This window comes from Curtobacterium sp. MEB011 (assembly GCF_030209655.1).
In the GTDB taxonomy this organism is placed as follows: Bacteria; Actinomycetota; Actinomycetes; order Actinomycetales; family Microbacteriaceae; genus Curtobacterium; species Curtobacterium poinsettiae.
The window spans coordinates 79,828-105,601 of record NZ_JARVRN010000004.1 but is presented as its reverse complement, the minus strand read 5'-3'; the positions used below and the strand labels follow the sequence as shown (position 1 = coordinate 105,601).

At 71.3% G+C, this 25,774-nt stretch carries 23 protein-coding genes; 14 read left to right on the top strand and 9 right to left on the bottom strand.

All coding sequences use genetic code 11. The annotated features are described in order from the left end of the window. The first annotated feature begins 19 nt into the window (after positions 1–19). Positions 20–448, top strand: a complete 429-nt coding sequence (locus QRN30_RS06130; protein WP_017888146.1) for a DUF805 domain-containing protein — start codon at positions 20–22, stop codon at positions 446–448. Between the two features lie 22 nt (positions 449–470). On the opposite strand, the gene QRN30_RS06125 is transcribed toward QRN30_RS06130, so the two are convergent. The 8 genes from QRN30_RS06125 to QRN30_RS06090 all read right to left on the bottom strand — a co-directional run bounded on the left by QRN30_RS06125 (position 471) and on the right by QRN30_RS06090 (position 6,678). Next, positions 471–809: an MGMT family protein gene (locus QRN30_RS06125; RefSeq protein ID WP_284760652.1), complete on the bottom strand. Its 339-nt coding sequence runs from the start codon at positions 807–809 to the stop codon at positions 471–473. Positions 810–823: 14 nt separating this feature from the next. After that, positions 824–1,279 (bottom strand): GNAT family N-acetyltransferase, encoded by a 456-nt coding sequence (locus QRN30_RS06120; protein ID WP_017888144.1) that lies wholly within the window; start codon positions 1,277–1,279, stop codon positions 824–826. 104 nt (positions 1,280–1,383) lie between these two features. Continuing rightward, the gene (locus QRN30_RS06115) at positions 1,384–2,133 is read right to left on the bottom strand and encodes an SDR family NAD(P)-dependent oxidoreductase (RefSeq protein ID WP_214584793.1); all 750 of its coding nucleotides are present in this window, start codon (positions 2,131–2,133) and stop codon (positions 1,384–1,386) included. After that, the gene (locus tag QRN30_RS06110) at positions 2,133–2,930 is read right to left on the bottom strand and encodes an SDR family NAD(P)-dependent oxidoreductase (protein WP_228500948.1); all 798 of its coding nucleotides are present in this window, start codon (positions 2,928–2,930) and stop codon (positions 2,133–2,135) included. The genes QRN30_RS06115 and QRN30_RS06110 overlap by 1 nt, the downstream gene beginning before the upstream one ends. Continuing rightward, complete coding sequence (locus QRN30_RS06105; RefSeq protein WP_214562604.1) at positions 2,927–4,276, bottom strand: MFS transporter; 1,350 nt, start codon at positions 4,274–4,276, stop codon at positions 2,927–2,929. The genes QRN30_RS06110 and QRN30_RS06105 overlap by 4 nt, the downstream gene beginning before the upstream one ends. A gap of 82 nt (positions 4,277–4,358) precedes the next feature. Beyond that, on the bottom strand, positions 4,359–5,405 hold the full coding sequence (locus QRN30_RS06100) for an asparaginase (protein WP_214532014.1): 1,047 nt from the start codon (positions 5,403–5,405) through the stop codon (positions 4,359–4,361). After that, positions 5,402–5,776, bottom strand: a complete 375-nt coding sequence (locus QRN30_RS06095; RefSeq protein WP_017888139.1) for a hypothetical protein — start codon at positions 5,774–5,776, stop codon at positions 5,402–5,404. The genes QRN30_RS06100 and QRN30_RS06095 overlap by 4 nt, the downstream gene beginning before the upstream one ends. Continuing rightward, positions 5,776–6,678 (bottom strand): polysaccharide deacetylase family protein, encoded by a 903-nt coding sequence (locus QRN30_RS06090; RefSeq protein ID WP_017888138.1) that lies wholly within the window; start codon positions 6,676–6,678, stop codon positions 5,776–5,778. The genes QRN30_RS06095 and QRN30_RS06090 overlap by 1 nt, the downstream gene beginning before the upstream one ends. Positions 6,679–6,873: 195 nt before the next feature. Here QRN30_RS06090 and QRN30_RS06085 point away from each other — a divergent pair, with 195 nt between their 5' ends. The 4 genes from QRN30_RS06085 (at position 6,874) to QRN30_RS06070 (ending at position 13,117) form a co-directional block, all read left to right on the top strand. After that, complete coding sequence (locus tag QRN30_RS06085) at positions 6,874–7,926, top strand: LacI family DNA-binding transcriptional regulator (protein ID WP_284760651.1); 1,053 nt, start codon at positions 6,874–6,876, stop codon at positions 7,924–7,926. 102 nt (positions 7,927–8,028) lie between these two features. Continuing rightward, on the top strand, positions 8,029–9,375 hold the full coding sequence (locus QRN30_RS06080; RefSeq protein ID WP_284760650.1) for an ROK family transcriptional regulator: 1,347 nt from the start codon (positions 8,029–8,031) through the stop codon (positions 9,373–9,375). A gap of 101 nt (positions 9,376–9,476) precedes the next feature. Beyond that, positions 9,477–10,436, top strand: coding sequence for a hypothetical protein (locus QRN30_RS06075; RefSeq protein ID WP_284760649.1), 960 nt, complete (start codon positions 9,477–9,479; stop codon positions 10,434–10,436). 266 nt (positions 10,437–10,702) lie between these two features. Next, entirely contained in the window at positions 10,703–13,117 is a 2,415-nt protein-coding gene (locus tag QRN30_RS06070) for a lamin tail domain-containing protein (RefSeq protein WP_284760648.1), read from the top strand. A gap of 163 nt (positions 13,118–13,280) precedes the next feature. Here QRN30_RS06070 and QRN30_RS06065 read toward each other — a convergent pair whose 3' ends face one another. Further along, on the bottom strand, positions 13,281–13,793 hold the full coding sequence (locus QRN30_RS06065; RefSeq protein ID WP_140448522.1) for a hypothetical protein: 513 nt from the start codon (positions 13,791–13,793) through the stop codon (positions 13,281–13,283). Positions 13,794–13,937: 144 nt separating this feature from the next. Between QRN30_RS06065 and QRN30_RS06060 the strand changes: the two genes are divergently transcribed. From QRN30_RS06060 to QRN30_RS06020, 9 genes are all read left to right on the top strand, one after another. Next, the gene (locus QRN30_RS06060; protein WP_140448521.1) at positions 13,938–14,780 is read left to right on the top strand and encodes a PhzF family phenazine biosynthesis protein; all 843 of its coding nucleotides are present in this window, start codon (positions 13,938–13,940) and stop codon (positions 14,778–14,780) included. A 201-nt stretch (positions 14,781–14,981) separates the two neighbouring features. Next, a complete protein-coding gene (locus QRN30_RS06055) occupies positions 14,982–16,340 on the top strand; it encodes an extracellular solute-binding protein (protein ID WP_017888132.1) in 1,359 nt (452 codons plus the stop codon). Positions 16,341–16,515: 175 nt separating this feature from the next. Next, positions 16,516–17,466 carry a carbohydrate ABC transporter permease gene (locus tag QRN30_RS06050; protein WP_017888131.1) on the top strand — a complete coding sequence of 317 codons (951 nt, stop codon included), beginning with the start codon at positions 16,516–16,518 and terminating at the stop codon, positions 17,464–17,466. Positions 17,467–17,471: 5 nt separating this feature from the next. After that, positions 17,472–18,365 (top strand): carbohydrate ABC transporter permease, encoded by an 894-nt coding sequence (locus tag QRN30_RS06045; RefSeq protein ID WP_371830315.1) that lies wholly within the window; start codon positions 17,472–17,474, stop codon positions 18,363–18,365. Positions 18,366–18,470: 105 nt separating this feature from the next. After that, positions 18,471–21,506, top strand: a complete 3,036-nt coding sequence (locus QRN30_RS06040; RefSeq protein WP_284760647.1) for an alpha-mannosidase — start codon at positions 18,471–18,473, stop codon at positions 21,504–21,506. A 291-nt stretch (positions 21,507–21,797) separates the two neighbouring features. Beyond that, a complete protein-coding gene (locus QRN30_RS06035; protein ID WP_284760645.1) occupies positions 21,798–22,757 on the top strand; it encodes a hypothetical protein in 960 nt (319 codons plus the stop codon). A 50-nt stretch (positions 22,758–22,807) separates the two neighbouring features. Beyond that, complete coding sequence (locus QRN30_RS06030) at positions 22,808–23,548, top strand: histidine phosphatase family protein (RefSeq protein ID WP_042539822.1); 741 nt, start codon at positions 22,808–22,810, stop codon at positions 23,546–23,548. Then, positions 23,538–24,401 carry an NAD(P)H-hydrate dehydratase gene (locus tag QRN30_RS06025; protein ID WP_284760643.1) on the top strand — a complete coding sequence of 288 codons (864 nt, stop codon included), beginning with the start codon at positions 23,538–23,540 and terminating at the stop codon, positions 24,399–24,401. Before QRN30_RS06030 ends, QRN30_RS06025 begins: the two co-directional genes overlap by 11 nt. Positions 24,402–24,629: 228 nt before the next feature. Then, positions 24,630–25,772, top strand: coding sequence for an ABC transporter substrate-binding protein (locus QRN30_RS06020; RefSeq protein WP_017888126.1), 1,143 nt, complete (start codon positions 24,630–24,632; stop codon positions 25,770–25,772). Positions 25,773–25,774 lie beyond the last annotated feature (2 nt).

The window sequence follows — 25,774 nt, the reverse complement described above, 5'->3', positions numbered from 1 at the left end:
CACGTGGTTGGCTTGCTCCATGAGCAACGACAGCGTGGTGCAGCCCGGCGGCGTCGCCCTGCACGACCCCTTCTACGGTGCCCCCTTCACCGAGGCCGTTCGCCGGTTCTGGCGGAAGTACACCGTGTTCACCGGACGGGCATCGCGCGCCGAGTTCTGGTGGTGGTGGCTGACGTCGCTCGCGATCGGGCTCGTGCTGCAGCTCGTGCCGCAGGTGTTCACGCCGGACACCCCGGTGCTCGAGAACCCCGTCGGGTCGTACCTGTTCATGCTGTGGGTGCTCGCCACGCTCGTCGGCTCCCTCGGCCTCGGCGCCCGACGACTGCACGACGCGAACCTGTCCGGCTTCTGGCAGTTCCTGCACGTGCTGCCGGGCCTCGGCTCGCTGATCGTGTACGTCCTGTGCCTGCTGCCCGCGAACCCGAAGGGTGCGCGCTTCGACCGCTGAGGCCGACCCACGCGGCGCGGGGTCAGAACGGGTCGTCCGCGTCCGTTGCCGGTGACCAGCGCGCACGACGCATGTCGAGCCTCCAGGTCGTCGTCCCCTGCACGAGCGGGGTTCCCTCGGCCCGGTAGTGCTCGAGCGCCCGGGCCTCGTGGTGGAGCGGCGGGTGCCCACCCGCGCGCACCACACGCCACCACGGCAGGTCGGCGCCCTCGTGCGCCATCACCTTGCCGACGGCACGAGAGGCCCGCGATCCGAGGGCTGCCGCGACGTCGCCGTACGTCATGACGTGACCGGGCGGGATCATCCGCACCACCTCGGCGACGGCGGCGCCGAAGTCGACCGATGGGTCGTCGGTGGGCACGTCGTCGGAGCGTGCTAGAGCGTCAGGACCGCGAAGTGGTCGCCGTACTGGGTCTCGCGCACGACCTCGAAGCCCACGGCGCGGAAGAACGCCTCGGGGCTGTCGTCGCCGCCGGGCTCGTACACGACCGTCAGTCGCTCGAACCCGCGGCTGCGCGCTTCGTCCGCCAGACCGTGCACGGCGAAGCGACCGACGCCACGGCCCTGCGCGCTGGCTGCCACGTTGACACGCCAGATGCAGCTGCGCAGTTCTTCCTGCGCGTTGTCGGCGTCGAACGAACCGATGATCAGGCCGAGGACCTCGTCGTCGTCGAGGACGACACGGGTCCACGCGGAGCTCGGCTTGACGTCGGTCTCGGCGACCCCGTAGGTGGTCGGCTGCACGAACTGTTCCTGGCCCGGCTTGAGCGTCAGGGAGTTGGCCGCGGCAGCGGTCTTCGCGGAGAGTTCTTCCAGGCGCAGGTCGGACATGCGGCCAGGGTAACGGTGCTGACCCTGCGGAAGCCAGTGGCGACGGCAGACCGAGACCGCACCGTTGTCGCGGCGGAACCGGGCGGCCGACCGGCGGGTGCTGCTCACGGCATGACGTCACCCGAGTTCGGGCCGAGCGTCTGCCCGGTGTACAGGTCACCCGCCGGGGACGACGCGAGGAGCAGGGCGGTCGGCGCGACCTCGGCCGGGATGCCGAAGCGTCCGATCGGCAGCTCGGCGGCCTTGTCGGTCCGCCACTGCTGGGTCATCCGGTCCGTCATCGGGGAGACGATCGGGCCGGGTGCGATCGCGTTGACGAGCACACCCCGCCCGCTCCACTCGATCGCGGCGCTCTTCGTCAGCGCGATGACGCCGGCCTTCGCTGCCGCGTAGTGCGCGACCTCGGAACCGCCCTTGATCGCCAGCTGCGAGGCGAGGTTGATGATGCGCCCGTGCCCGTCGCGGAGCATCCGCCGACCGACTGCTCGCATCACCAGGAAGACCCCGGTCAGGTCGATCGCGATGACACGCGCCCAGTCCTCCGTGGTGAGTTCCTCGAGCGGCGCCTGCGAGAGCACGCCGGCGGCGTTCACCAGGACCTGGATCCCACCGGACTCCTCGTCGACCGACGCCACGGCGGCCTCGACCCGGTCCTCGTCGGTGACGTCGAGCACGATGGTCCGGACGCCCAGCCGCTCGGCGAGGTCCGCCAGGCCGTCGGCGTCGAGGTCGGCGGCGACGACCCGCGCTCCTGCGGCGACGAAGGTCTCCACGATCGCGAGCCCGATGCCGCTCGCACCGCCCGTCACGAGCGCGGTCGTCCCGGTGAGGTCGAACACCGTCCGGTCCGGCATCAGTCGGCCATCAGGATCGTCAGGCCGCCGTCGACGACGAGTTCCTGCCCGGTGACGTAGCGCGCCTCGTGGCTGAGCAGGAACCGGATGGCCGCGGCGGCCTCCTCGGCGTGGCCGACACGACCCCACGGGATCCGAGCACCCGCGGCGGCGAGGCCCGCCGGACCGAGCGAGTTCTGGGCGTCCGAGGACTGCGGCGTCTCGATGAGCCCCGGGATGATGGTGTTCACCCGGATCCCACGCGGTGCCAGTTCGGCCGCCGCACTCCGGGCGAGGCCGATCACCGCCGCCTTGCACGCGGCGTAGTGGCTGTGCGCGACCCAGCCGTACACCCCGCCCGCGATCGACGAGACGGCCACCATCGACCCGCCCCGGTCGAGGTGTCGGGCGCCGGCCCGGAGCGTGCGCATCACACCGTGCAGGTCCACCTGCAGGATGTCGTCCCACGCCGCGTCGGTCATGGTGTCGAGCGGCTGCCGACGGAGCACCCCCGCTCCCGCCACGACGTGGTCGACGCGCCCCCAGCGGTCGACGGCCGCCTGGAACACGGCGTCGACGTCCTCGGTGCTGCGGACGTCCGCGGCGACCGTCAGCGCACTGCCACCGGCCGCCTCGACGGCGTCGACGACGGGTGCGGGATCGTGCGGGTCACCCGCGAAGACGGGGATGACGATGTTCGCGCCGTACTCGGCGAGCTGCACGGCGAGGGCCGCGCCGATCCCGCTCGCGGCGCCGGTGATGACGACCACGCTCCCCGCGAACTCGGAGTACACGCCTGCCGGTGTCGTGACGCTCAATGCTCGATCACCGCCACGCGCTTCGTCGCGAGCATGATCAGACCGGAGAGGACCATGCCGCCCGCACCGACGATGAGGGCTGCCGGGCCGAGCCCGATGCTCCCGGCGACGAGGGCCGTCAGCACAGCCGAGCCGATGATGGTGCCGGGCTGTCCCATCGCGGTGACGAACGCGGAACCGGTCGCGCGGCAGCTCGAGTCGAAGCACTCCGCCTGCAGGAAGAGCAGCGACGCGTACGGTCCGAGCAGGAAGAACAGCGTCAGCATGTACGTGACGAGGACGTAGCCGAAGTCGTCCGGCCCGAGCACGAAGAGGGTCCAGCACACACCGGCGAGCACCCAGCCCACGACGATCGTGGTCTTGCGGCCGATGATGTCGCCGAGCCAGCCGTGGAACAGGTAGCCGGCGGCGCCGACCACGTTGGACAGCACGATGATGAGCAGCGACATGCTCGGGTCGACACCCTTGACGCCCTCGAGCATCGTCGTCCCGAGCACGCTCGTGGTGGTGATGCCGAAGTAGTTCACGATCCAGGCGATCGAGAGCACGACGGTGTTGCGTGCGTACCGTCGGCCGAAGATCGCCCGCAACGGGTTCGGACCCTCGTCGACGATGCCGAAGCGGGCGGCGACCTCGGCGGCCTCCTCGGTGCGACCGGACTTCCGCAGCTGCCGCAGGTAGGTGTTCAGACGGTGCTGCGGCGTCTCCTTGATGCCCTTGCGCAGGAACAGCACGAACAGCGCCGGGACGGTGGCGATGAGGAACGCGAGCCGCCAGGACTCCTGTCCGAACAGCCCGTTGATGCCGGCGATGAACGCGGCCGCGAGGAGCGCGCCGATCGGCCACCCGGTCTGGACGAGGCTGTAGAAGAAGCCGCGACGCTTCTTGACGCCCTCGAGCTCGGTGAGCGCGAAGACCTCGTTGAGGTAGGTGGAGTTGACCGACTGCTCGGCCATCCCGAACCCGCTCAGGGCCCGGAAGCCGACGAGCGAAGCGACCCCCGTCGACGCCGCCGTCAGCAGCGAGGACATGGCCGCGCCGCCGATCGTGATCATCATGCCCCGGCGCCGACCGAGTCGGTCCACGAACAGACCGACGAGGACGACGACGACGAAGACCCCGACGCTCACGAGGGTGTTCGCCAGCAGGGCGGTCTGCTCGTTCCACCCGAAGTCCTCGGCGATGCGGGGGAGGAGCGTGCCGAACATGATGAAGTCGTAGACGGCGAGGGTCCAGGCGAAGAACGCCAGCGTCGCGCCGCGCTTGGTCTCCTTCGGCCCGATCGTCGGGAACGTCCCGGTGGCGAGCTCGAGGTCCTCGGGCTCGTGGATGGTCGTGGTGGACATGGTCTTCCTCTCGGTACGGCGGTGCGGCGCTGCGACGGTGTCGCGGCGCGGGCTGACGGGCGGAGGCGGAGCGTCGGTGCGGTCAGGGGTGTCCGGTCGGGGATGAGCCCCGGCCATGGGCGTCGAACGCCGCGTGGATGCGGTCGTCCGGGGCGTCGAGGGCGAGCAGCGCGGCCAGCAGGAGGCGCGCCTTGAGGCCGTCGAGGGTGCCGGCGGGGACGAGTCCGGCGCCGAGCAGGTCGATCTCGCCGCCCGCGAAGCCGTACGTCGTCGTGAGCGTCGCGCCGGCGCCGGTCCGCGACGCCAGCACGACCGGCATCTGCGCGGCGAGTGCGCGGACGGCATCGACCGTGCGCTCGGCGACGTGCCCGCCGCCGAAGCCCTCGATGACCGCGCCGCGGTACCCGAGTCCGTCCAGGGTCGACAGGACCCGGCCGTCGTCAGCGAGGGTGACCCGCTGCAGGGCCACCGGGGGCAGCGGGGCGACGCGTGTGGTGAGCGCGGGTACTCGGGCCGCGGGAGCGTGGAAGACGGGCGAGCCCTCGGTGACCCGTCCGAGCGGACCGGAACCCGGAGAGGTGAAGGCGCCGGTCGACGAGGTGTGCGTCTTGCGGACCGCCCTGGCGGCGTGCACCTCGTCGTCGAGCACGACGAGGACACCGCGTCCCGCTGCTGCCGGTGCCGCGGCCACGTTCACGGCCGCCAGCAGGTTCGCCGGACCGTCCGCACCGGGCGAGGAGGCGTGGCGCATCGCTCCGGTGACGACGAGGGGCTCTGAGCGGTCCCACGCGAGGTCGAGCAGGTACGCGGTCTCCTCGATGGTGTCCGTGCCCTGCGACAGCACGACGCCCGAGGCTCCGGAGCCGACGGCGTCCCGCGCGGCGTCGAGCGCGCGCTGCACGTCGTCGAAGTCGAGCGAGGGAGAGGGCACCATGCCGAGCTGGCGGGCCTCGACCCGTGCGACCTGCGCGATGTCCGGCACACCGGCGAGGAGGTCACGGGCTGCGATCCGCGGGACGGCGCCGAAGCCGCGCGGATCGCCGGAACCGCGCGGATCGCCCGAGGTGACGCTCGCGATGGTCCCGCCGAGGGCGAGGTACACGATCCGCGGGAGCGTGGGGTCCGTCACGGCCGGGTGTCCCTTCGTCGATCGACCGCGCGGGCGAGGCTGCGGTGTTCCCAGTCGGTGTCGTCCCGCGGGTCGGCCCTGCGGACGCGGGTCGCGACGGCCGACCAGTCGGTGCGCCCGGCTCCGACCTGTTCGACCGCGTCCAGGACGCCGTCGACGCCCTGCGCCACGACGCGCTTGCCGGTCGGCCCGACGATCACGAGCCGGACGGTGCCCGGGACCTCGTGGACACGGATCCGGTCGTCCGCGAAGAGCCGGGTCGCCCAGGCGGCCAGCCGGAGCTGCGCCCGCTTGCGCGCGGCCGGGGAGTCCTCGACACCGGCGGCGTACCAGTCACGGTTCCCGCCGTTGCCGCCACATCCGCCGCACATCAGGACTCGCGTGGACGCTCGGGCTGCGCGAACGGGAAGCGGACGCGGAAGTCGTCGGCGATCTCGTTCATCGTGACGAACCGGACGCCCTCGTGGCCCCTGATGTACTCGATGAGCCGCTCGATCATGAGCAGGACCTGCGGGCGCCCGGAGACGTCGGGGTGGATCGTGATCGGGAAGACGGCGTAGTCGAGTTCGCGGTACACCCAGTCGAACTGGTCCTTCCACATCTGCTCGACGTCGCGCGGGTTGACGAATCCGTGGCTGTTCGGGCTCGACTTGATGAACATCATCGGGGGCAGGTCGTCGACGTACCAGTTCGCCGCGATCTCGACGAGGTCGATCTCGCTCCCGTGGACGAGCGGCGTCATCCACGTGTGCGGGTCCTGCGAGTAGTCGATCGGTGTCCACTGGTCGCCGACGATCGAGTAGTAGGGGACGAAGTCCTTGTGCTGCTGACTGTGGTCGTAGCTGAACCCGAACTTCTCCAGGAGTGTGGGCGTGTAGCTGCTCAGTTCCCACCACGGAGCGACGTAGCCCGTCGGCTGCCGACCCGTGAGCCGGGTGATCAGCTCGACCGAGCGCTCCATCACCGCGTCCTCCTGCGCCTCGGTCATCGCCACCGGGTTCTCGTGGCTGTACCCGTGCGCACCGATCTCGTGGCCGGCGTCGAACAGGGCCTTGCACTCGTCCGGGAAGGTCTCGAGCGAGTGGCCGGGGATGAACCAGGTCGCTGCGATGTCGGCGCGGTCGAACACCTTCTGCAGACGCGGCACGCCGGTGCGCCCCGCGAAGATCCCGCGCTGGATGTCCGAGGGGGAATCCGCCCCGCCGTAGGAGCCGAGCCAGCCCGCGACCGCGTCGATGTCGACGCCGAAGGACACGAAGATCTCTTTCACCATGGGACACCGTCTCTCATCGTTGCTGCAATTCGTGCAATCGTTTGCATTGCCCGGAATCCTGACACCCGACTGTTTCGACCGACGTCCAGCCGTGTAACCAGTGTGTTTCGGATCCTCCGGGCCGTCGTCGGTCGAGGTGCTCGCAAACGTTCGCGCCGCACGGTGTCACGACGATCCGTCACCTAGACTCGACGGATGGGCAGTGCAGGCGACGACCCGGCCGGACACGGTCAGCAGGATCGTCGTGGTGACGTGAACCTCCAGGCCATCGCCGCGCTCGCCGGCGTGCACGTCTCGACGGCGTCGCGCGTGCTCCGACAGGCGGAGCCGACCAAGGGGTGGAGCGACTCGGCGCAGCGGGTGATCGCGGCGGCGGCCGAGCTCGGGTACCGCCCCAACCGGATCGCAGCGTCGCTCCGGACCCGGCGGTCGAACACCATCGGCGTCGTGATGCCGCGGCTCGCCGACACGGTCATCGCGACGATCTGCCAGTCCGTCGAGTCGGCTGCCCGCTCCGCCGGGTACCAGCTCCTGCTCACGACGCCCCCGGACGACATGGGCGCGCAGCTGGACGCGGTCGACTTCCTGCTCTCCCGACAGGTCGACGGCCTCATCGTCAGTTCGCTCCACCTGTCGTCCCCGAACCCGCGGCTGACGGACCTCCCCGTGCCGGTCATCGCGACGAACCGCCACCCCGGGGACTGGATGCCCGCGGTGGTCGGTGACGACGTCGAGGGCGGCCGGATGGCCACGGAACACCTGCTCGCGTTGGGGCACCGCCGCATCGGCGTCATCGCCGGTCCGCGCCACGCCAGCACCGCCGTGGAGCGGGTGGCCGGGTTCCGTCTGGCACACGAGCGACGGGACCTCGTCGTCGACGACGCGCTCGTCGTCCACAGCGACTTCGAGGTCGAGGGAGGCGTCGTCGGCGCGCACACGCTGCTCTCGCTGTCGGACCCGCCGACCGCGATCTTCGCCGTCAACGACACCGCGGCGATCGGCGTGATGGGCGCTGCACGGCAACGCGGCCTCCGCGTGCCCGACGACCTGTCGATCGTCGGCTACAACGACATCTCCGTCGTGGCGCAGCTGCCCACACCCATGACGACCGTGCACTCACCGACCGCCCTGATGGGCACCGTGGCGGTGGAGCGACTGCTCGCGGCGATCGGCGACGGGACACTGCAGGGTGCGACGCTCCCGGTCTCGCTCGTCGTGCGGTCGTCGACCGGGCATCCGGCGGACTGACCCGGCACAGGGCACCCGGGCCGGGCACGCGAGCGGGCGCCAGAGCGGCGGACGCTGGCCCACCCGCCGGGTACCCGGGCGGGGTCGCGGTATCGTCGCGGCATGGCAGAGCATCGACGCGGAGCGAACCTCCCGTCGATCGGCGGGTTCAACCGCACCGTGGTCCTCGACGCCGTCCGCCGCTCGCCCGACGGCCTGAGCCGCGTCGAACTCGCCGCCCGCACCGGCCTGAGCGCGCAGACCGTGTCGAACGTCACCCGGTTCCTGATCGATGCCGGGATGATCGTCGAGTCCGGCACCGTCGTCTCGGGCCGCGGCAAGCCCCGCACCATCCTGCGGCTCGAGCCCGGCAGCCGGTACGCGGTCGGCGTGCACGTCGACCCGGCCGTCGTCACCTACGTGCTGCTCGACCTCGCCGGCACCGTCGTCGCTGCGTCCACGACCTCGACCCCCACCGCCGACGACCCGTCCCAGGTGGTGCGCACCATCGCCTCGGCCGTCGACGGGCTCGTCGCCGACGCCGGGGTGGCCGTCGACAGCGTGCTCGGCGTCGGGATCGCGAGCCCCGGACCCATCGACGTCGAGGCGGGCATCGTGGTCGACCCGCCGTTCCTGCCGCGGTGGCGGGACGTACCCCTGCGCGACGCGCTCGCCGAGGCCACGGGCTACCCGGTCCTGCTCGAGAAGGACGTCACGGCCGCCGCGGTCGGTGAGATGTTCCTGGCGGGGGAGTCCTCGGCCCGCAACTTCGCGTTCGTGTACTTCGGCACCGGGTTCGGCGTCGGGCTCGTCGTCGACCACGAACCCGTGCGCGGGGTGGGGTCGAACGCGGGCGACGCCGGACACATCATGGTCGACCAGGGGCCGCTCGCGGGCACCCCGGACGGCTCGGGCACGCGTGGCGAGGTCGGCGCTGCCGTCGCGCCGGACCGGCTGGTGCGGGTCGCGCGGTCGCGGGGCCTGGCGTTGTCCGGCGGCGGCGTGAGCGCCGAGGCCGGCGCCGCCGACGATGGCAACGACGCCGAGGCCGACGATGCCGACGGCGCCGAGGCCGGTGCCGCCGACGCCACGGACAGCGGCGCGACCGACGTCGACGCCGTGGACGCCGCGTGGGACGAACTCGCAACGGCGATCGCTGGCGGGGACGACACCGCCGTCACGCTCGCGGCCGATGCCGGCACCGTCATGGGCAACGCCGTCATCCTCATCGTCAACCTGCTCGACATCGACCGCGTGGTGTTCGGCGGCCCGTTCTGGTCGCGCATCGCGAGTGCGGCGCTGCCCGCGGCGCGTGCAGCCATCGTCGGGTCGCCGCTGCTCGTGCCGAAGCACCCGGTGCAGGTGGTCGAGAGTGACCGCGGTGCCGACGTCGCCGCCGTGGGTGCCGCCTGCCTGGTGCTCGACGCCGCGCTCTCGCCGCGGGCCAGCACCCTGCTCATCCGGCGCTGACGACCCCGGCAACGAGACGGGCCCGATCCGTGGGCACCGCCCCGGCCCGCTACGCTGCGGTCCGACGCACCCGCCGTGGGTGCGGGGACGACGGGGGACACATGACGGACAGCGGCACGGACAGCACGGACAGCACCGACGGCACGATGGACCCGCGGTGGGCGAGGGTGCGCCCGCTCGTCTTCCGCACGATCATCGGCGCGGTCGTCGCCGCCGGGCTCGTCGGGATCGCCGCGGTGCTCCTCGGCGACTTCGGCATGGTCGCGGTCCAGCTGCTCCTGACGATCGTCGTGGTGGTCGTCTTCGCGTTGCTGTCCTGGTACGACGCCGACGTGTCGTCCCGGCGGTCGGGGATCTTCGCGTTCGCGAGCATCGCCACGTCGATGTACCTGCTCGTCGCCGGCCTGTACAAGGTGTGGATCGTGCCGACGGGGCCGGACGGTGACGGCATCTGGTACGTCCTGGAGCACTTCTGGCACTGGATCTGGCTCGTCGGCGTCGCCCGGGTGGCGCTCCTGCACGTCCACCTGCTGCTCGTGATCCACCGCCGCTACCCGACGCCCGTCCTGCAGGTCGTCGCGAAGACCACCGTCGGCGTCATCGCCCTGCTCGCGCTGCTGCTCTCGATCCCGCTGCTCGCGCCGGACGTCGACTACGCGCGGGGCTACTGGCGGCTCGTCTGGGTGGTGGTGATCCTCGACCTGCTCGGCACCGTCGTGGTGCCCCTCAGCAACGCGCTGTTCCGGCCCCGAGCGCCTCGGCCATCGGCGACGTGGCCGGTGCCCGACCAGCAGCCGGCTTGGGGCGCGACGCCGACGCCCGCCGCTCCGGAGCCAGAGGCTGCCGTGCCCGCGCCGCCCGCTCCCGCGCTGCACCCTGAGCCCACCCCGGCACCGGCACCGACGCCCGAGCCCGGCACGGTCGTCGCGTCCGACGGACGGCGCTACGCGGCCCGTCCGACGGCCTCCCGCGCGCTGGCCTGGCCCCGCTACGTCGACGGCACGCCCCTGCCCGCGCTGCCCGACGGGACGCCCGACTTCTCGGAGGTCACCGAGCGCTGACACCTCGAGCAACGAGTGTGCAGAAGACGTCGGGTTCGCCGTGCGGACCCGGCGTCTTCTGCGCACCGGGTGCGGTGGGCTGTGCCCGCGGCGGACGGGAGGCGCGGTGCGGGCCCGCCCCGAGCCTCCAGGCCGACACGTCGCGCGTCCAGCGCGCCGGGCGCGACCCGGGACACCGCCCGTTCACCGGGCGGCCACCGGCCGGTCGCGTGGATGCTGAACAGTCGTGCAGGTCTTCAGCCCGATCGTCCCGAGAAGGACCCTGCATGCGCGCTCCTGCCCTGCGCCCACCCACACTCCGCATCGGCGCGGCCGTCGCGACTGCCCTGGTCGTCGCCGCCGGTGTCGTCACCGCCAGCCCGGCCCTCGCCGCCGTCGGTGACGACGACCCGTCCGTCGGTGCCGTCGCCGCGAACGGCCTCGTCGTCAACGAGGTCGAGTCGAACGCCGACGACACCGATTGGGTGGAGCTCGAGAACACCTCGGGCACCGCGATCGACCTGACCGGGTACGCGTTCCTCGACTCCGACAACTCGCACGACGCGTACGTGCTCCCCAGCGGCTCGACGATCGCCGCCGGCGGGTACTTCGTCGTCGACCAGCTGTCCGCGACCGCCCCCGGCTTCGACTTCGGGCTCGGTGGTGCCGACACCGCGCGCCTCTACGACCCTGCCGGCGACCTGGTGCTCCGGTACGCCTGGACGACCCACGCGGGTGTCACCTACGGCCGCTGCGCCGACGGTGTCGGGCCGCTCGTGGACACCACGGCGTCGACCAAGGGGGCTGCGAACGACTGCTCCTCACCCGTGCGGATCAACGAGGTCGAGTCGCAGGACGGCACCCCCGGCGACTGGGTGGAGCTGACCAACACCGGCAGCACCACCGTCGACCTGGGCGGGTACGTGCTGCGCGACAGCGACGACGACCACGCGTACACGATCCCCGCGGGTACGACCGTCGCGGCCGGGGGCTTCACCGTCCTCGACGAGGCGGCGTTCGGCTTCGGACTCGGCAAGGCGGACTCCGTGCGGCTGTTCGACGCCCGCGGCGCGGTCGTCGACTCGACCTCGTGGACGGCGCACGCGACCACGACGTACGGCCGCAACCCCGACGGCACCGGGGACTTCGCCGAGACGGCAGCACCCACGAAGGGTGCGGCGAACCGGTTCGCCGGCGTCGTCACCGCCGAGGCCTGGCCCGGCGGCCCGGACGAGACCGTGCTCGACGACGAGGACACCTTCACCGGTGACCTGAGCGGCCTCGACTGGACGACCTCGACGACCTCGCGGGACGGGCAGCTCTGGGCCGTGCAGAACGGCGACGGCCTGCTCTACCACCTGACCTCGGACGGCGCGGGCGGCTGGGCGCCGTCGAACGCCGCGGGCACCGACCTGCGCTACGCCGACGGCACGGGCACCCCGGACGCCGAGGGTGTGACCGTCACGAGCGACGACCCCGGCGCCGTCTACGTGTCGACCGAGCGCAACAACGACGTGTCGAGCACGAGCCGCCCGTCGGTCCTGCGCTACGCCACGACCGACGGCTCCGAGGCCACCCTGCGGGCCGCCGACGAGTGGAACCTCGCCGCGGACTTCCCCGGGCTCGGCGCGAACGCCGGGCTCGAGGGCGTCACCTGGATCCCGGACACCTGGCTCACCGCGCACGGCTTCACCGACGAGCGCACCGGCGCCGCCTACGCACCGTCGCGCTACGCCGGACACGGCGAGGGGCTGTTCTTCGTCGGGGTCGAGGGCACCGCGAGCGTGTACGCCTACGCCCTGATGGACGACGGGTCCTCGGCGCGCATCGCCACGATCGCGACCTCGCTCGCCGTCGTCGCCGACGTGCAGTTCGACCCGACGCTCGACGCGCTCTGGGTGGTCTGCGACGACGTGTGCTCCGGCCGGACCGCGCTGTACGAGGTGACCGACGGGGCCTTCAGCGCCTCGACGCTGTACGAGGCACCCTCGGCCGCCGACCGCACGCTCGCCAACGAGGGCTTCGCGATCTCGGGCGTCTGCACCGACGGGGAGCGCGCGACCTTCTCCGCCGACGACAACGACACGGACGGGTTCTCGCTGCGGACGGGGACGTACCCGTGCGAGGGCGGCGACACCGATCCGGGCACGGAGCCGACGCCGACGCCGACGCCGACGCCGATCCCGTCGCCGGGCGACGGCGGCACGACCCCGACGCCGACTCCGGGTGGGACGCCCACCGCGGTCCCGACCCCTGGTCCGTCGGCTGCGCCGGTCGCCCCGGTGGCGCCGTCGGAGTCGGTGTTGACGGAGGCGAACCGTGGTGGGGTCTTGGCTCCGGCGTCGGCTCGTGCGGGGGAGACCATCACGGTGACGGTGGGTACTGCGTCTGCCGGTGACACGGTGAACGTGTGGTTGTTCTCGGAGCCGACGCTGATCGGCACGGCTGTGGTCGCTGCTGACGGGACGGTCCGGGTGACGATCCCTGCCGACACGGTGGCTGGTGCGCACCGGTTGGCGGTGACGGCTGCGGACGGCACGCTGATCGGGTGGAGCCCGATCACGATCACCGCGGACGGGCAGCTCGCGTTCACGGGCGCCGCAGGGATGGGTGCCGGTGCGCTGGTGGCGTTCCTGTTGCTCGCGGCGGGTGCGGGTGTGCTGATCGTGCGTCGCCGCCGTCGGGCTGCGACTGCGGAGTAGTCCCCACGCCCCACGTCGGGGCGATGAGTGTGCAGAAGACGTCGGGTTCGCGGTGCGGACCCGACGTCTTCTGCTCACCCATGCGCGGTGGGCGCGACCGCGTGACGGACGGGAGGCGCGGTGCGGGGCCGCCCCGCGCCTCCAGGCCGGTGGGTGGCTGCGTTCAGTGCTCGGTGCCGTGCATGGTCTGGGTGTCGTCCTGACCGGGGATGGCGTCCTTCGTGGTCCAGCCGTACCAGCGGCCGTCGATCTCGGTGACCGCGCGACCGTCGCCGCAGGTGACGAGGCCCTTGGTCGGAAGACGCTCCGGCAGGAAGTCGGCGGTCATCGCCGTGCCGCCGTATGACGTGTCGAGCGGGGTGCAGGCGTCCACGTCGACGCCGTCCTTCGAGGCGAACCCGATGACGTACCCGGGCTGCGAGACGTGGAGGCGGACGTCGATGTCCTTCGCGTCCTTCGGCACCCACTTCGGCATGAAGAAGGCCAGGTCCTCGGACTCCCCGGAGCGCGGGGCGTCCGAGTACGTGTCGAAGTGCTTCTGCGGGGTCTTGTTCGGCACCATGTCCTGGATCGCGCTGCAGCCGGCGGTGAGCAGCAGGGCGGACACCGCGGCGGTGGAGGCGAGGGCGATCCGGAGGGTGCGGCGGGCGGTGGTGGGGCGCGTGTCGGTGCTCATGGATCCAGTCTCGCGACGGACGCGGCGCTGAAACATCACGTGCGCACCCGGAAGTTGTCGGGGGTTACCCCCACCTGCCACGCCGGACCACCCGTCGGTGATCGGCCCGCGCACCCGGTCGTGACGCCGCAGTAGCGTCGGGGCATGCAGCAGGAGATCCTCCGGTACACCGCGTTCGCCGCCGAGCCGGGCGGAGGCAACCCCGCCGGGCTCGTGCTCGACGCGGCCGGACTGTCCGACGACCAGATGCTCGCGGTCGCCCGGCAGGTCGGGTACCCCGAGACCGCCTTCGTCGTGGGTGCGACGGCGACCGGGCCGCGGGTCCGCTACTTCTCGCCGAGCGCCGAGGTGCCGTTCTGCGGGCACGCCACCGTCGCGCTGGCCGTCGCGCTGGCCGAGCGCGAGGGGCCGGGCCGCCGGGTGTTCACGACCCTGGCCGGCGAGGTCACGCTCGACGCCACCGTCGGTGCGGACGGCTCGGTGCTGGTCGCGATGACGAGCGTCGAGCCGGCGACACGGGACATCGACCCGGTTCTGCTGGTGCGGCTGTTCGACCTGCTCGGGCTCTCGGCCGCGGACATCGCTCCGGGGTTCCCGGTGCTGGAGTCCTTCGCCGGCAACTGGCACCCGGTGCTCGTGCTGCACGACTACGAGCTGTTCCACCAGTTCCGGTTCGCGCCGGGGCCCCTGGCCGAGCTCAAGCGCGAGGCCGGCTGGGCGGGGACCGTCACGGTGCTGCACCGCACCGGCGAGCGGGAGTACGAGGCGCGCAACCTGTTCCCCGCCGGACGCATCACCGAGGACCCGGCGACGGGATCGGCAGCAGCGTCGACCGGGGCGTACCTGCGGCAGATCGGTGCAGCGCATCCGGGCGACCGCGTCACGATCCGGCAGGGGCGACACGTCGGGCGTCCGAGTCTGCTGCTCGTGGACGTGCCCGAGGCCGGCGGGATCACGGTGACGGGGAGCGCGACCCCGATCTCCTGACGGACGTTCCTTCCCGGGACGCACGCGATGGGAAGCGGAATCGGGCGTACCTGGTCGAAACTTCCGACCCGGTACGCCCGATTCGACCCGGCACGCCCGAATCCGCCAGGCAACCACTTGACACGGTTAAGTCAATACGGTGGACTAATCCTGCGCGCGGGCGATGGTGCCCGCGGACATCACCCGTGCAAAGGAGCACCGATGAAACGCACCCGCATCATCGCCGGACTCGCAGCTGTGGCCGTGGCCGCAGTCGGTCTGGCTGGCTGCTCGAGCTCGGGGTCTGCCTCGAGCGACACGATCAAGATCGCGTACCAGAAGTTCGGCGCCTTCCAGCAGCTCGACGCCCAGATGAAGGTCGTCAAGAAGCAGTACGAGAAGGACAACCCCGGCAAGAAGGTCACCCTCGTGCCCATCCAGGCGCAGGGCAACGACTACTACACCAAGCTCGCGCTCATGAACAAGGCGCCGGCCACCGCCCCGGACGTCATGTACGAGGACACGTTCCTCGTCAAGGCCGATGCCGAGGCGGGCTACCTGCTGCCACTCGACAAGTACACGGACAAGTGGGACGAGTGGGACCAGTTCTTCGACAACGCCAAGCAGGCCGGGCAGGGTGACGACGGCAAGATCTACGGCGTCCCCATGGGCACCGACACCCGAGCCCTCTGGTACAACAAGGACATCTTCAAGAAGGCCGGGCTCGACGTCCCGTGGAAGCCGAAGACGTGGGACGACGTGCTCGCGGCGGCGAAGACCATCAAGGAGAAGCAGCCCGACGTCATCCCGTTCAACATCTACTCGGGCAAGGCGCAGGGCGAGGCCTCGACCATGCAGGGCTTCGAGATGCTCCTGTACGGCGCCGACGGCTCCGGCAACACCCTGTACAAGGACAAGAAGTGGGTCACCGGCTCGAAGCAGTTCGAGGACTCGCTCAAGTTCGTGAAGGACGTCTACCAGGGCGGCCTCGGCCCGACACCGCAGCAGGCGCTCGACACGAACGTCGGCACGACCATCGCCCAGACGTGGCTGCCGAAGGGCAAGCTCGCGATCGACCTGGACGGTTCGTGGCAGTCCGGCACGTGGCTGAAGTCCGGCACGGCGCCGTGGCCCGAGTGGAACGACGTGATGGGCCAGGCACCCATGCCGACCCAGAACGGGCAGGCTCCCGGCTACAACTCGATGTCCGGCGGTTGGACCCTGGCGGTCGGCGCGAAGTCGAAGAACCCGCAGGCGGCGTTCGACTTCATCACGAGCTTCCTCGACAAGGACGGTTCGCTCAAGTACGACACCGAGAACAGCCAGATCGCCGTCCGGAAGGACGTCGCGGACGACCCGGAGTACACGGCGGCGAACCCGACGTTCAAGTTCTTCTCGGGGCTGGTGGAGAACACCAACTTCCGCCCGGCGACGAGTGACTACTCGCAGGTGTCCAACGCGATCCAGGTCGCGATGGAAGCGGTCATGACCGGTCAGCAGTCGCCGAAGGACGCGGCTGCCGCCTACGACAAGGCCGTCACGCAGGTGGTCGGCAAGGAGAACACCGTCTCCGCTGGTTGACGGTCCGTCACCCACTGACGGACGGGAGGCGCGGGGCGGTCCCGCACCGCGCCTCTCCCAACCGCACGGCCGACGCGCCGCTCCGCAAGCTCCGCGGCGCGTCGGAACCGGCGGTCGGGGCCCAGTCCGTCCTTCCCCACCTTCGGAACCCCTCCGCACCCGGAAGGCACCCATCGTGTCCAGCACCCCCCTCGCGCCGACGCTGTCGGCGCCCGGTGCGCCGAAGCGCACCGATCCACCCGTGCCGCGCAAGCGGCGACCACTGCGGAACGTCGGACGAGCCGTACCGCTCCTGCCCGCCCTGGTCCTGCTCGTCATCTTCCTGCTCGGCCCGGTCATCTCGTCGTTCTACGGGTCGTTCACCAACTCGGCCCTGACCGGTGCGAGTGCGGCCGACCAGCAGTTCGTCGGCTTCCAGAACTACGTCGAGCTGTTCCAGGACCCGGACTTCCCGAAGTCCGTCATCCTGACCATCGTCTTCCTGCTGGCCTCGGCCGTGGTGGGGCAGAACGTGCTCGGGCTCGGCCTGGCGCTGCTGATGCGCTCGGCGAACAAGGCCGTGCGGGCGATCGTCGGCACCTTCGTGGTGGCGGCGTGGGTCCTGCCCGAGATCGTGGCGTCGTTCGCGGCGTACGCGTTCTTCAACGACGAGGGGACGCTCAACACGTTCCTCGCGTCCATCGGGATCACCGGCGCGAACTGGCTCTACACGTACCCGATGCTCGCCGTGATCCTGGCGAACATCTGGCGCGGCACCGCGTTCTCGATGCTCGTCTACTCGGCCGCCGTGCAGGAGGTCCCCGAGGAGATCACCGAGTCCGCCGAGGTCGACGGCGCCACCGGCTGGCAGCGGCTCGTCTACATCACGCTCCCGGTGATCCGCCGGAGCATCTCGACGAACCTCATGCTCACGACGCTGCAGACCCTGTCGGTCTTCACGCTGATCTTCGTGATGACCGGCGGCGGCCCGGGCACGAACTCGTCGACCCTGCCGATCCTGGCGTACCAGGAGGCGTTCAAGTTCTCGCAGCTCGGCTTCGGGACCGCGATCGCGACCATCCTGCTCGTGGTGGGGGCGGTCTTCTCGATCATCTACATCCGAGCCCTCAAGCCGGAGGTGGACTGATGGCCATGACAGCCCCGTCCCTCGACCAGACCACGACCCGCTCGGTGACCGCACCGGGGTCGATGCACATGACCTCGCCGCGCGGCCGCACCATGCGGTGGGTGTCGAACGTCGTGCTGCTCGTCATCGCGGTGTGCTTCGCGGTGCCGCTGCTCTGGCTCGTGCTCGCCTCGTTCGACACCCAGGCGTCGCTGTCGGTGAAGCTGCCGTCGCAGTTCACGCTCGACAACTTCGCCAAGGTGCTCACCCCCGAGCTGTCGTTCATCCCGCTCGCGAACAGTCTGCTGCTCTCCGGCGGCACCGCGGTCGTCACCGTGGTGTTCGCCCTGCTGGCCGCGTACCCGCTGTCCCGCTACAAGATGCGCGTCAACAAGCCGTTCCTGTACAGCATCCTGTTCGGCACCGGCCTGCCGATCACCGCGATGATGGTGCCCGTCTACGCGCTGTTCGTGTCGCTCAACCTGATCGACAACGTGTGGGGCTGCATCTTCTTCCTCGCCGCCACCAGCTTGCCGATGGCGATCTGGATGGCGAAGAACTTCATGGACTCGGTGCCGATCTCGCTCGAAGAGGCGGCGTGGACCGACGGCGCCTCGATGCTCACCACCCTGACCCGCATCGTGATCCCGCTCATGCGTCCGGGCATCGCGGTCGTGTTCATCTTCGTGTTCATCCAGGCGTGGGGGAACTTCTTCGTCCCGTTCGTCCTGCTGCTCTCGCCCGAGAAGGTGCCCGCCGCGGTGAGCATCTTCAACTTCTTCGGGCAGAACGGGGCGGTGGCGTACGGCCAGCTCGCCGCGTTCTCGATCGTCTACTCCGTGCCCGTCATCGCCCTCTACGTGATCGTGTCCCGAGGCCTCGGCGGCGGCAACGCCCTCGCCGGTGGCATCAAGGGCTGACGCCGGCCCCCACCCCCGCAAGACACCGGTGTTCGCGCGTCGAACACCCGCGAACCGCGGTTCGATCCGCGAACACCGGTGTTCCGCGAACCAGAAAGGAAGCACATGCACCAGGACGAACCGCTCGTCGAGGCCCGGATCGCCCGCCTCGTGCGCGACCGTGTCGACCCCGCCGTCCTCCGTCGCTCGGCGCCGGTGACGATCGAGGCGTGGGAGGTGCCGGGCGAACCGGTGCCGTTCGACGCCGCCGTGGGCGAGACGTACACACCGTTCACGGTGGGGTCGCACTGGGGCGGGCGCCCGTGGGGCACGACGTGGTTCCGGGTGACCGGTACCGTGCCGGCGGACTTCGGCACCGCGCAGGGGACCACCGCCGAGCTCCTCGTCGACCTGGGGTTCACCAAGCGGCAGCCCGGGTTCCAGGCCGAGGGACTCGCGTTCCGCGCCGACGGCTCCACGATCAAGGCGATCGAGCCGCGGAACGACACCGTGCCGCTCGAGGTCGGCCCGGGGGAGTCCTTCGAGCTCTGGATCGAGGCCGGGGCGAACCCCGACATCGGCGGCGACTCGTTCCAGGGGGCGACGCCGCTCGGCTCGCGCTCCACCGCCGGCGACGACCCCATCTACCGCCTGAAGGCCCTGGAGGTCGTCGAGCGGGACGACACCGTGTGGGAACTGCAGCAGGACCTCTGGGTGCTGCGCGGGCTGATGGCCGAGCTCCCCACCGACGGCACCCGCGGCGCCGACATCCTGCGCGCGCTCGAACGGGCCGCCGACGCCCTGGACCCGGACGACGTCGCCGGTACCGCCGCGGACGCCCGGCAGGTCCTGGCGCCCGTGCTCGCCGTCCCCGCCAGCCCCGCCGCCCACCGTGCCATCGCCGTCGGGCACGCCCACATCGACTCCGCCTGGCTGTGGCCCGTGCGCGAGACGAAGCGCAAGTGCGCCAGGACGTTCTCGAACGTGCTCGACCTGATGGACCGCGACCCCGACTTCACCTTCGCCTGCTCGTCCGCCCAGCAGTACGCGTGGATCCGCGACGAGTACCCCGAGGTCTTCGCGCGCATCAAGCAGCGCGTCGCCGAGGGCCGGTGGATCCCCGTCGGTGGCATGTGGGTCGAGTCGGACACCAACCTGCCCGGCGGTGAGGCCCTGGCCCGCCAGTTCGTCGCCGGCAAGCGCTTCTTCCTCGAGGAGTTCGGCATCGACACCCCCGAGGCCTGGCTCCCCGACTCGTTCGGCTACTCGGGCGCCCTGCCGCAGATCGTCCGCGCCGCCGGCTCGAAGTGGTTCGTCACCCAGAAGCCGTCGTGGAACGAGACGAACGTCATCCCGCACACCTCGTTCCACTGGGAGGGCATCGACGGCTCACGCGTCCTGACGCACCTGCCCCCGGCCGACACCTACAACTCCGACGTCTCACCGGCCGACCTGCGCCGCGGCGAACGGAACAACAAGGAGCGCGGCACCGCCAACACGTCGATGCTGCTGTACGGCTTCGGCGACGGTGGTGGCGGTCCCACCCGCGAGATGGTCGGTGCCGCACACCGCCAGCACGACCTCGACGGGTCGCCGCACGTGACCCTCGGCACGCCGGCCGAGGTGTTCGAGCAGCTCGAAGCCGAGCTGCCGACGCCCGGGGTCTGGTCGGGGGAGATGTACCTGGAGTTCCACCGCGGCACCTACACGTCGCAGATCCGCACGAAGCAGGGCAACCGCCGCTCCGAGCACCTGCTGCGCGAAGCCGAGCTCTGGGCAGCGACGGCGGCCGTCCGGCTCGGCAGCGAGTACCCGTACGCCGAACTCGAGGACGCCTGGCACACCGTCCTGCTGCAGCAGTTCCACGACATCCTGCCGGGGTCGTCGATCGCGTGGGTGTACGAGAACGCCGAGGAGCAGTACGCCCGGGTCGCCGAGGTGCTCGAGGGGCTGATCGGGAGCGCGACGACGGCGCTCGCCGCAGGCGGGAGCGATGCCGCTGCCGGCGCAGCCGACGACGCCGCGTCGGTCGTGCGCTTCAACGCCTCGCCGGTCGCGGCGGGAGAGGTGACCGCCCTTGCAGGTTCGGTCGTCCACGCGCCGCGACCCGTGCCTCCCGTCCGGGCAGGCGACCGCTTCGTCTTCGACACCGGCGTCGTCACCGCGACCATCGACGCTGCCGGCCACGTCGTGTCGTTCGTCGACTCCGCGACCGGACGCGACGCGATCGCGCCAGGCGCCAGGGCGGCCGAGTACACGGTGTTCCGCGACACCCCGAACCAGTGGGAGGCCTGGGACATCGACCGCGCGTACCAGCGCAACGGCACGGTGCTGTCGGCGTCGTCGGTCGCGATCGCAGGCGACGCGCTCGTGGTCGAGCGGTCCTTCGGATCGTCGACGCTCACCACGCGCTACTCGGCGGTGCAGGGCGAACCCGAGCTGACCGTCGAGACCGAGGTCGACTGGCACGAGCACCAGAAGCTGCTGAAGCTCGCGTTCCCGATCGACGTGCTCGCGTCGTCGGCCTCGAGCGAGATCCAGTTCGGGCACATCGACCGGCCGACGCACCAGAACACCTCGTGGGACCACGCCCGGTTCGAGACCTCGGCGCACCGCTGGGTGCACGTCGCGGAGCCGGGGTTCGGGGTGGCCGTGGCCAACGACTCGACCTACGGCCACGACATCACGCGTGAGACCCGGGCGGACGGCGGGACCACCACGCTCGTACGGGAGTCGCTGCTGCGCGGACCGACGTTCCCGGACCCGAACGCCGACCAGGGGCACCACGTGTTCCGGACGGTGCTGCGGATCGGGGCCTCGGTGCTCGACGCCGCAGACTCCGGGTACCGGCTGAACCTGCCGGTGCGGAGCGTCCCCGGGTCGACCCCGATCGAGCCGCTCGTCACGGTGTCGTCGCCGCAGGTGTTCGTCGAGGCCGTCAAGCTCGCCGAGGACCGCTCCGGCGACGTCGTCGTGCGGCTGTACGAGGGGCTCGGGGGCCGGGCGACGGACGTCGGGGTGGCCTTCGGGTTCGACGTCGAGTCGGTGTCGCAGGTCGACCTGCTCGAGCGGCCGCTGGAGCGCTCGTGGTCGGCCGGTCAGGCAGTCGCGTTGACCTTGCGTCCGTTCGAGATCGTGACGCTGCGCGTGCGTCGGGCCTGAGGCAGCGGGCCCGGCGCACTGCTGGGAGGGACCACGGCGCCGGACGGGACACGGGTGCGTTCCGTTCGGCGCCGTGTTGTGCGCGGGGCTGGCCGGGTGGAATCGGGCGTGGCTGGCCGAATCGGGCGTCCCTGGTCGGAACTTCCGGCCAAGTACGCCCGATCCCGCTTGGCATCGCGCCCGTTCTGGGAAGGAACGTCATCCCTCCACAACCGCCCAGGCCTGGAGGCCCGTCCACAGTTCGCGACATCGGCCCGCTGGGCGCGTGGCCGGTCCGGCATCGTCACGTGCATGAACGAGTCGCTGCCCATCCTCCGAGCCTCATCCACGCGCGAAGCCGGCTTCGACGCCACCACCCTGCGCCGCCGAACCCGTCTGCAGGGCGCCGGCCGTCTGATCCGGGTCGGCCCCAACGCCTTCGTAGACGGTGCCGCGTGGGACGCCGCGGGGCCTCGGCAGCGGTACGTCACACGCGTGTTCGCGCGGCTCGGTCGGCTCGGCACCCGCGCGACGGCGTCGCACCTGTCCGCCGCGGCCGTGCACGGGCTCCCGGCGCTCGGCGGGTGGGACGTCCCGGTGCACGCGACGGTTCCGGAGTCGATGTACCGGGGCCGGAGCGCCGACCTGGTCCTGCACACGAGACCCGTCGCTCGCGTCGAACGGGTCGCCGTCGGGGGGATCGCCGTCACCTCCGTTCCCCGGACCGTCGTCGACGTGGCGATGACCGGCGATCTGCGGGCGGGCGTCGTCATCGCGGACGCGGCGTTGCGACGTGGGTTCGACGTCGGCGACCTCCGACGAGCGGTTCCCCCGAAGGCCCGAGCGCGTGCCGTCGCCCGGCAGGCGCTCGAGCTGGCCGACGGTCGTTCCGGGTCGCCAGCCGAGTCACTCGCGCGGGTCGTGTTCCGGGAGCTCGGGCTCCCGGACCCGGTGCTGCAGCAGGAGTTCGTCGTCGACGGCCGCCGTTCCGCCGTCGACTTCTGGTTCCCCGACCACGGGGTCGTCGTCGAGATCGACGGACGGGCGAAGTACTCCCAGGAACGCTACCTGGGCGGCCGGAGCCCGACCGAGGTGTTCCTCGACGAGAAGCGGCGGCACGGTCGGTTGCTCACCGTGCCGGGAGTCCGCACGATCGTCCGGCTCGAGTGGCGTGACCTGTTCGACCTCGACGCGCTGGTGGTGCGACTCCGGGCAGCAGGACTCCCGTGCGCGGTCCGCCCGGTCCGGAGCGCTCGGCGCCGCGTGGGGTGACCTCGTCGCACCGGTGAACCGGCACAGCACGCTCTGGCTAGCGTGGCGGCATGGCAGTGCAGGAGATCTGGCTCGTCCGTCACGGCGAATCGGTCGCGAACGTCGCAGCGGCTCGGGCCGAGGCAGCGGGGGACGACGTCATCGACGTCGAGTTCCGCGACGCCGACGTCCCGCTCAGCCCGCTCGGCGCCGCCCAGTCACGTGCTCTCGGGCAGGAGCTCGCCGACCGCGGGATGGACGACGTCCCCGTCGCGCTCTGGGTGTCGCCGTACCTCCGCGCACAGCAGACCATCGCCATCGCGCTCGAGGCAGCCGGGCTCGCCGAACCCCGCAAGCGTGTGGACGAGCGCCTGCGCGACCGCGAACTCGGCGTCCTCGACCTGTTGACCCTGCAGGGCGTCCGCAACCGGTACCCGGACGAGGAACGCCGCCGGCAGTGGCTCGGCAAGTACTACCACCGGCCCGCGGGCGGGGAGTCGTGGGCGGACGTGATGCTCCGGCTCCGGACGCTCCTGGGTGACCTCGAGCGAGTCGACGGTGTCGAGCGCCTGGTGATCGCCGCACACGACGCCGTGGTGATGCTCGCCGTCGCGGTGTGCCTCGACCTCGACGAGCCGGCACTCATGGAGTTCGCCCACACCCACGCGGTCGCCAACGCCTCCCTCACCCGACTCCGACGCGACGGCGCCGGGTCGCCGTGGGTCCTCGAGGAGTTCTCCTCGGTCGGACACCTGGACGACGACGAGGTCACCGAGCACACCGGCCGGAAGGACGACGAACATGTCCACTGAACCCGTCACCCCGAACTTCCTGCGGGACTGGCCGCTGCCAGAACCCGGTGCCGGCAAGTACGGCCGCGGGCAGGTGCTCGTCATCGGGGGCGCGGCTCGCACCCCGGGAGCCGCGCTGCTCTCGGCGCTCGCCGCACTCCGCGTCGGCGCCGGTCGCCTCACCCTGGCCGTCGGCCGGAGCGTCGCGAACGAGGACGCGGTCGCCGTGCCCGAGTCCGGGGTCGAGCCCCTCGACGAGGACGAGGACGGGCACATCGCCGTCGGCGCGATCGAGGGCATCGCGGACAGCGCCTCGAGCGCCGATGCCGTGTTGGTCGGCCCGGGACTCGACGAACCGGACGGTTCCCGTGACCTCGTGGCCGGACTCGCCGACGTCGTCGGTCCGCGGACCACCGTCGTGCTCGACGCCTTCGCCCTCGGTGTCGCCGCCGACGTACGGGACCGCCTCGAACCGCTGCGTGGACGGCTCGTGATGACGCCGAACTCCGGCGAGGCAGAACGCCTGCTCGGTCGGGAGTGCAGCGACGACGGCGTGGCCGACGCCGTCGCGATCGCGAACCGGTTCGGTGCGGTCGTCGCCCTCGGTGACGCCATCGCGACACCGCACGGTCGTGCGTGGCTCAAGGGCACCGGCTCGGGTGGCCTCGGCACCAGCGGGAGCGGGGACGTGCTGTCCGGCGCGGTCACCGGGCTGCTCGCCCGCGGTGCCGATCCGGCACAGGCCGTGGCGTGGGCGTCGTACGTGCACGCTGCCGCCGGTGACCGGCTCGCGGTGCAGGTCGGACCACTCGGCTACCTGGCGAGCGAACTCGTGACCGAGATCCCGCGGGTCCTCGTCGAACTCGGAGCCTGAGCGCGCCCGGAACGACCCGCGGGACCGTCGTCGTGAACCGCATCCGCGCCTCCAGGCCTGGTGCGGGCGCGACCCTGCGCCCAGAACGAGCAATGCGTACAGCCGCACCCGCTGTTCCGCCGTCGTTCACCACCGGAGCACGGGCCGGAAACCGGCTGCGTCCACGATCGACCAGAACCCGGACACCCGGTCTGGCGCAGCACCCTCTCCCACCCGAAAGGCCCACCCGTGCAGCACAAGCGCACCCTGGCCGGCATCGCCCTGGCCGCCGCCGCAGTCGTCACCCTCGCCGGATGCTCCTCGACGAGCTCCGCCAGCACGAGCAAGGGCGACGCCGACTGGAAGACCACCACCAGCGCCCAGTCCGCCGGCGGCATGGACGCCCTGGTCAAGGCCGCCAAGGCCGAGGGCCAGCTCAACGTCATCACGCTCCCGCCGACGTGGGCCAACTACGGCAAGATCATCGACGGCTTCACCAAGAAGTACGGCATCAAGATCAACTCCGCGAACCCGAACGGCTCGAGCGCCGACGAGGTGGCAGCGGTCAAGTCGCAGAAGGGCCAGTCCACCGCCCCCGACGTGCTCGACCTCGGCAACGCCGTGCTGCAGGAGAACCTCGACCTGTTCGCCGACTACAAGGTCGCGAACTGGGACGACATCCCCACCAACCTGAAGGACAAGGACGGCGCCTGGACGCGCGACTACACCGGCCTGATGTCGATCGGGTACGACTCGTCGAAGATCTCCGACGCCCCGAAGGACATGACGGACCTGCTCGGTTCCGAGTACAAGGGCAAGGTCTCGATCGGCGGCGACCCGACGCAGGCCAACCAGGCCGCGTCCGCGGTGTACCTGGCGGCGCTGGAGAACGGCGGTTCGGCCGACGACATCACCAAGGGCGTCGACTTCTTCGGCAAGCTCAAGCAGGCCGGCAACTTCCAGAACGTGCTGCCGACGCAGGCCACCGTCGCCTCGGGTGAGACCCCGGTCGTCGTCCAGTGGTCGTACAACAACCTGGCCTGGGGTCCCGCCGCCGGCGGCTCGGGCAACAAGGACTGGAAGACCGTCGTCCCGAAGGGGCAGGCGCTCGGCTCGTACTACTCGCAGGCCATCAACAAGGACGCCCCGCACCCCGCGGCCGCCCGCCTGTGGGAGGAGTACATCGCCAGCCCCGAGGTCCAGAACCTGTACCTGCAGGCCGGCGCCTTCCCGTCCACCCTCGCCGCGCTGACGAAGTCGGGCAAGGTCGACCAGGACGCCCTCGACGCTGCCGGTGGTGCGCCGAAGGACTACGTCGAGCTGACCGACGCGCAGGTCGCCGCCGCCGCGAAGGTGCTCAAGGCCAAGTGGTCCTCGACGATGGGGTCCTGAGC

Coding starts and splice junctions, on each gene's coding strand:
- QRN30_RS06040 (WP_284760647.1), top strand. CDS start 18,471: ATGCACCAGGACGAACCGCTCGTCGAGGCCCGGATCGCCCGCCTCGTG.
- QRN30_RS06070 (WP_284760648.1), top strand. CDS start 10,703: ATGCGCGCTCCTGCCCTGCGCCCACCCACACTCCGCATCGGCGCGGCC.
- QRN30_RS06055 (WP_017888132.1), top strand. CDS start 14,982: ATGAAACGCACCCGCATCATCGCCGGACTCGCAGCTGTGGCCGTGGCC.
- QRN30_RS06075 (WP_284760649.1), top strand. CDS start 9,477: ATGACGGACAGCGGCACGGACAGCACGGACAGCACCGACGGCACGATG.
- QRN30_RS06065 (WP_140448522.1), bottom strand. CDS start 13,793: ATGAGCACCGACACGCGCCCCACCACCGCCCGCCGCACCCTCCGGATC.
- QRN30_RS06120 (WP_017888144.1), bottom strand. CDS start 1,279: ATGTCCGACCTGCGCCTGGAAGAACTCTCCGCGAAGACCGCTGCCGCG.
- QRN30_RS06095 (WP_017888139.1), bottom strand. CDS start 5,776: ATGTGCGGCGGATGTGGCGGCAACGGCGGGAACCGTGACTGGTACGCC.
- QRN30_RS06025 (WP_284760643.1), top strand. CDS start 23,538: ATGTCCACTGAACCCGTCACCCCGAACTTCCTGCGGGACTGGCCGCTG.
- QRN30_RS06035 (WP_284760645.1), top strand. CDS start 21,798: ATGAACGAGTCGCTGCCCATCCTCCGAGCCTCATCCACGCGCGAAGCC.
- QRN30_RS06105 (WP_214562604.1), bottom strand. CDS start 4,276: ATGTCCACCACGACCATCCACGAGCCCGAGGACCTCGAGCTCGCCACC.
- QRN30_RS06085 (WP_284760651.1), top strand. CDS start 6,874: ATGGGCAGTGCAGGCGACGACCCGGCCGGACACGGTCAGCAGGATCGT.
- QRN30_RS06045 (WP_371830315.1), top strand. CDS start 17,472: ATGACAGCCCCGTCCCTCGACCAGACCACGACCCGCTCGGTGACCGCA.
- QRN30_RS06060 (WP_140448521.1), top strand. CDS start 13,938: ATGCAGCAGGAGATCCTCCGGTACACCGCGTTCGCCGCCGAGCCGGGC.
- QRN30_RS06130 (WP_017888146.1), top strand. CDS start 20: ATGAGCAACGACAGCGTGGTGCAGCCCGGCGGCGTCGCCCTGCACGAC.
- QRN30_RS06115 (WP_214584793.1), bottom strand. CDS start 2,133: ATGCCGGACCGGACGGTGTTCGACCTCACCGGGACGACCGCGCTCGTG.
- QRN30_RS06090 (WP_017888138.1), bottom strand. CDS start 6,678: ATGGTGAAAGAGATCTTCGTGTCCTTCGGCGTCGACATCGACGCGGTC.
- QRN30_RS06080 (WP_284760650.1), top strand. CDS start 8,029: ATGGCAGAGCATCGACGCGGAGCGAACCTCCCGTCGATCGGCGGGTTC.
- QRN30_RS06030 (WP_042539822.1), top strand. CDS start 22,808: ATGGCAGTGCAGGAGATCTGGCTCGTCCGTCACGGCGAATCGGTCGCG.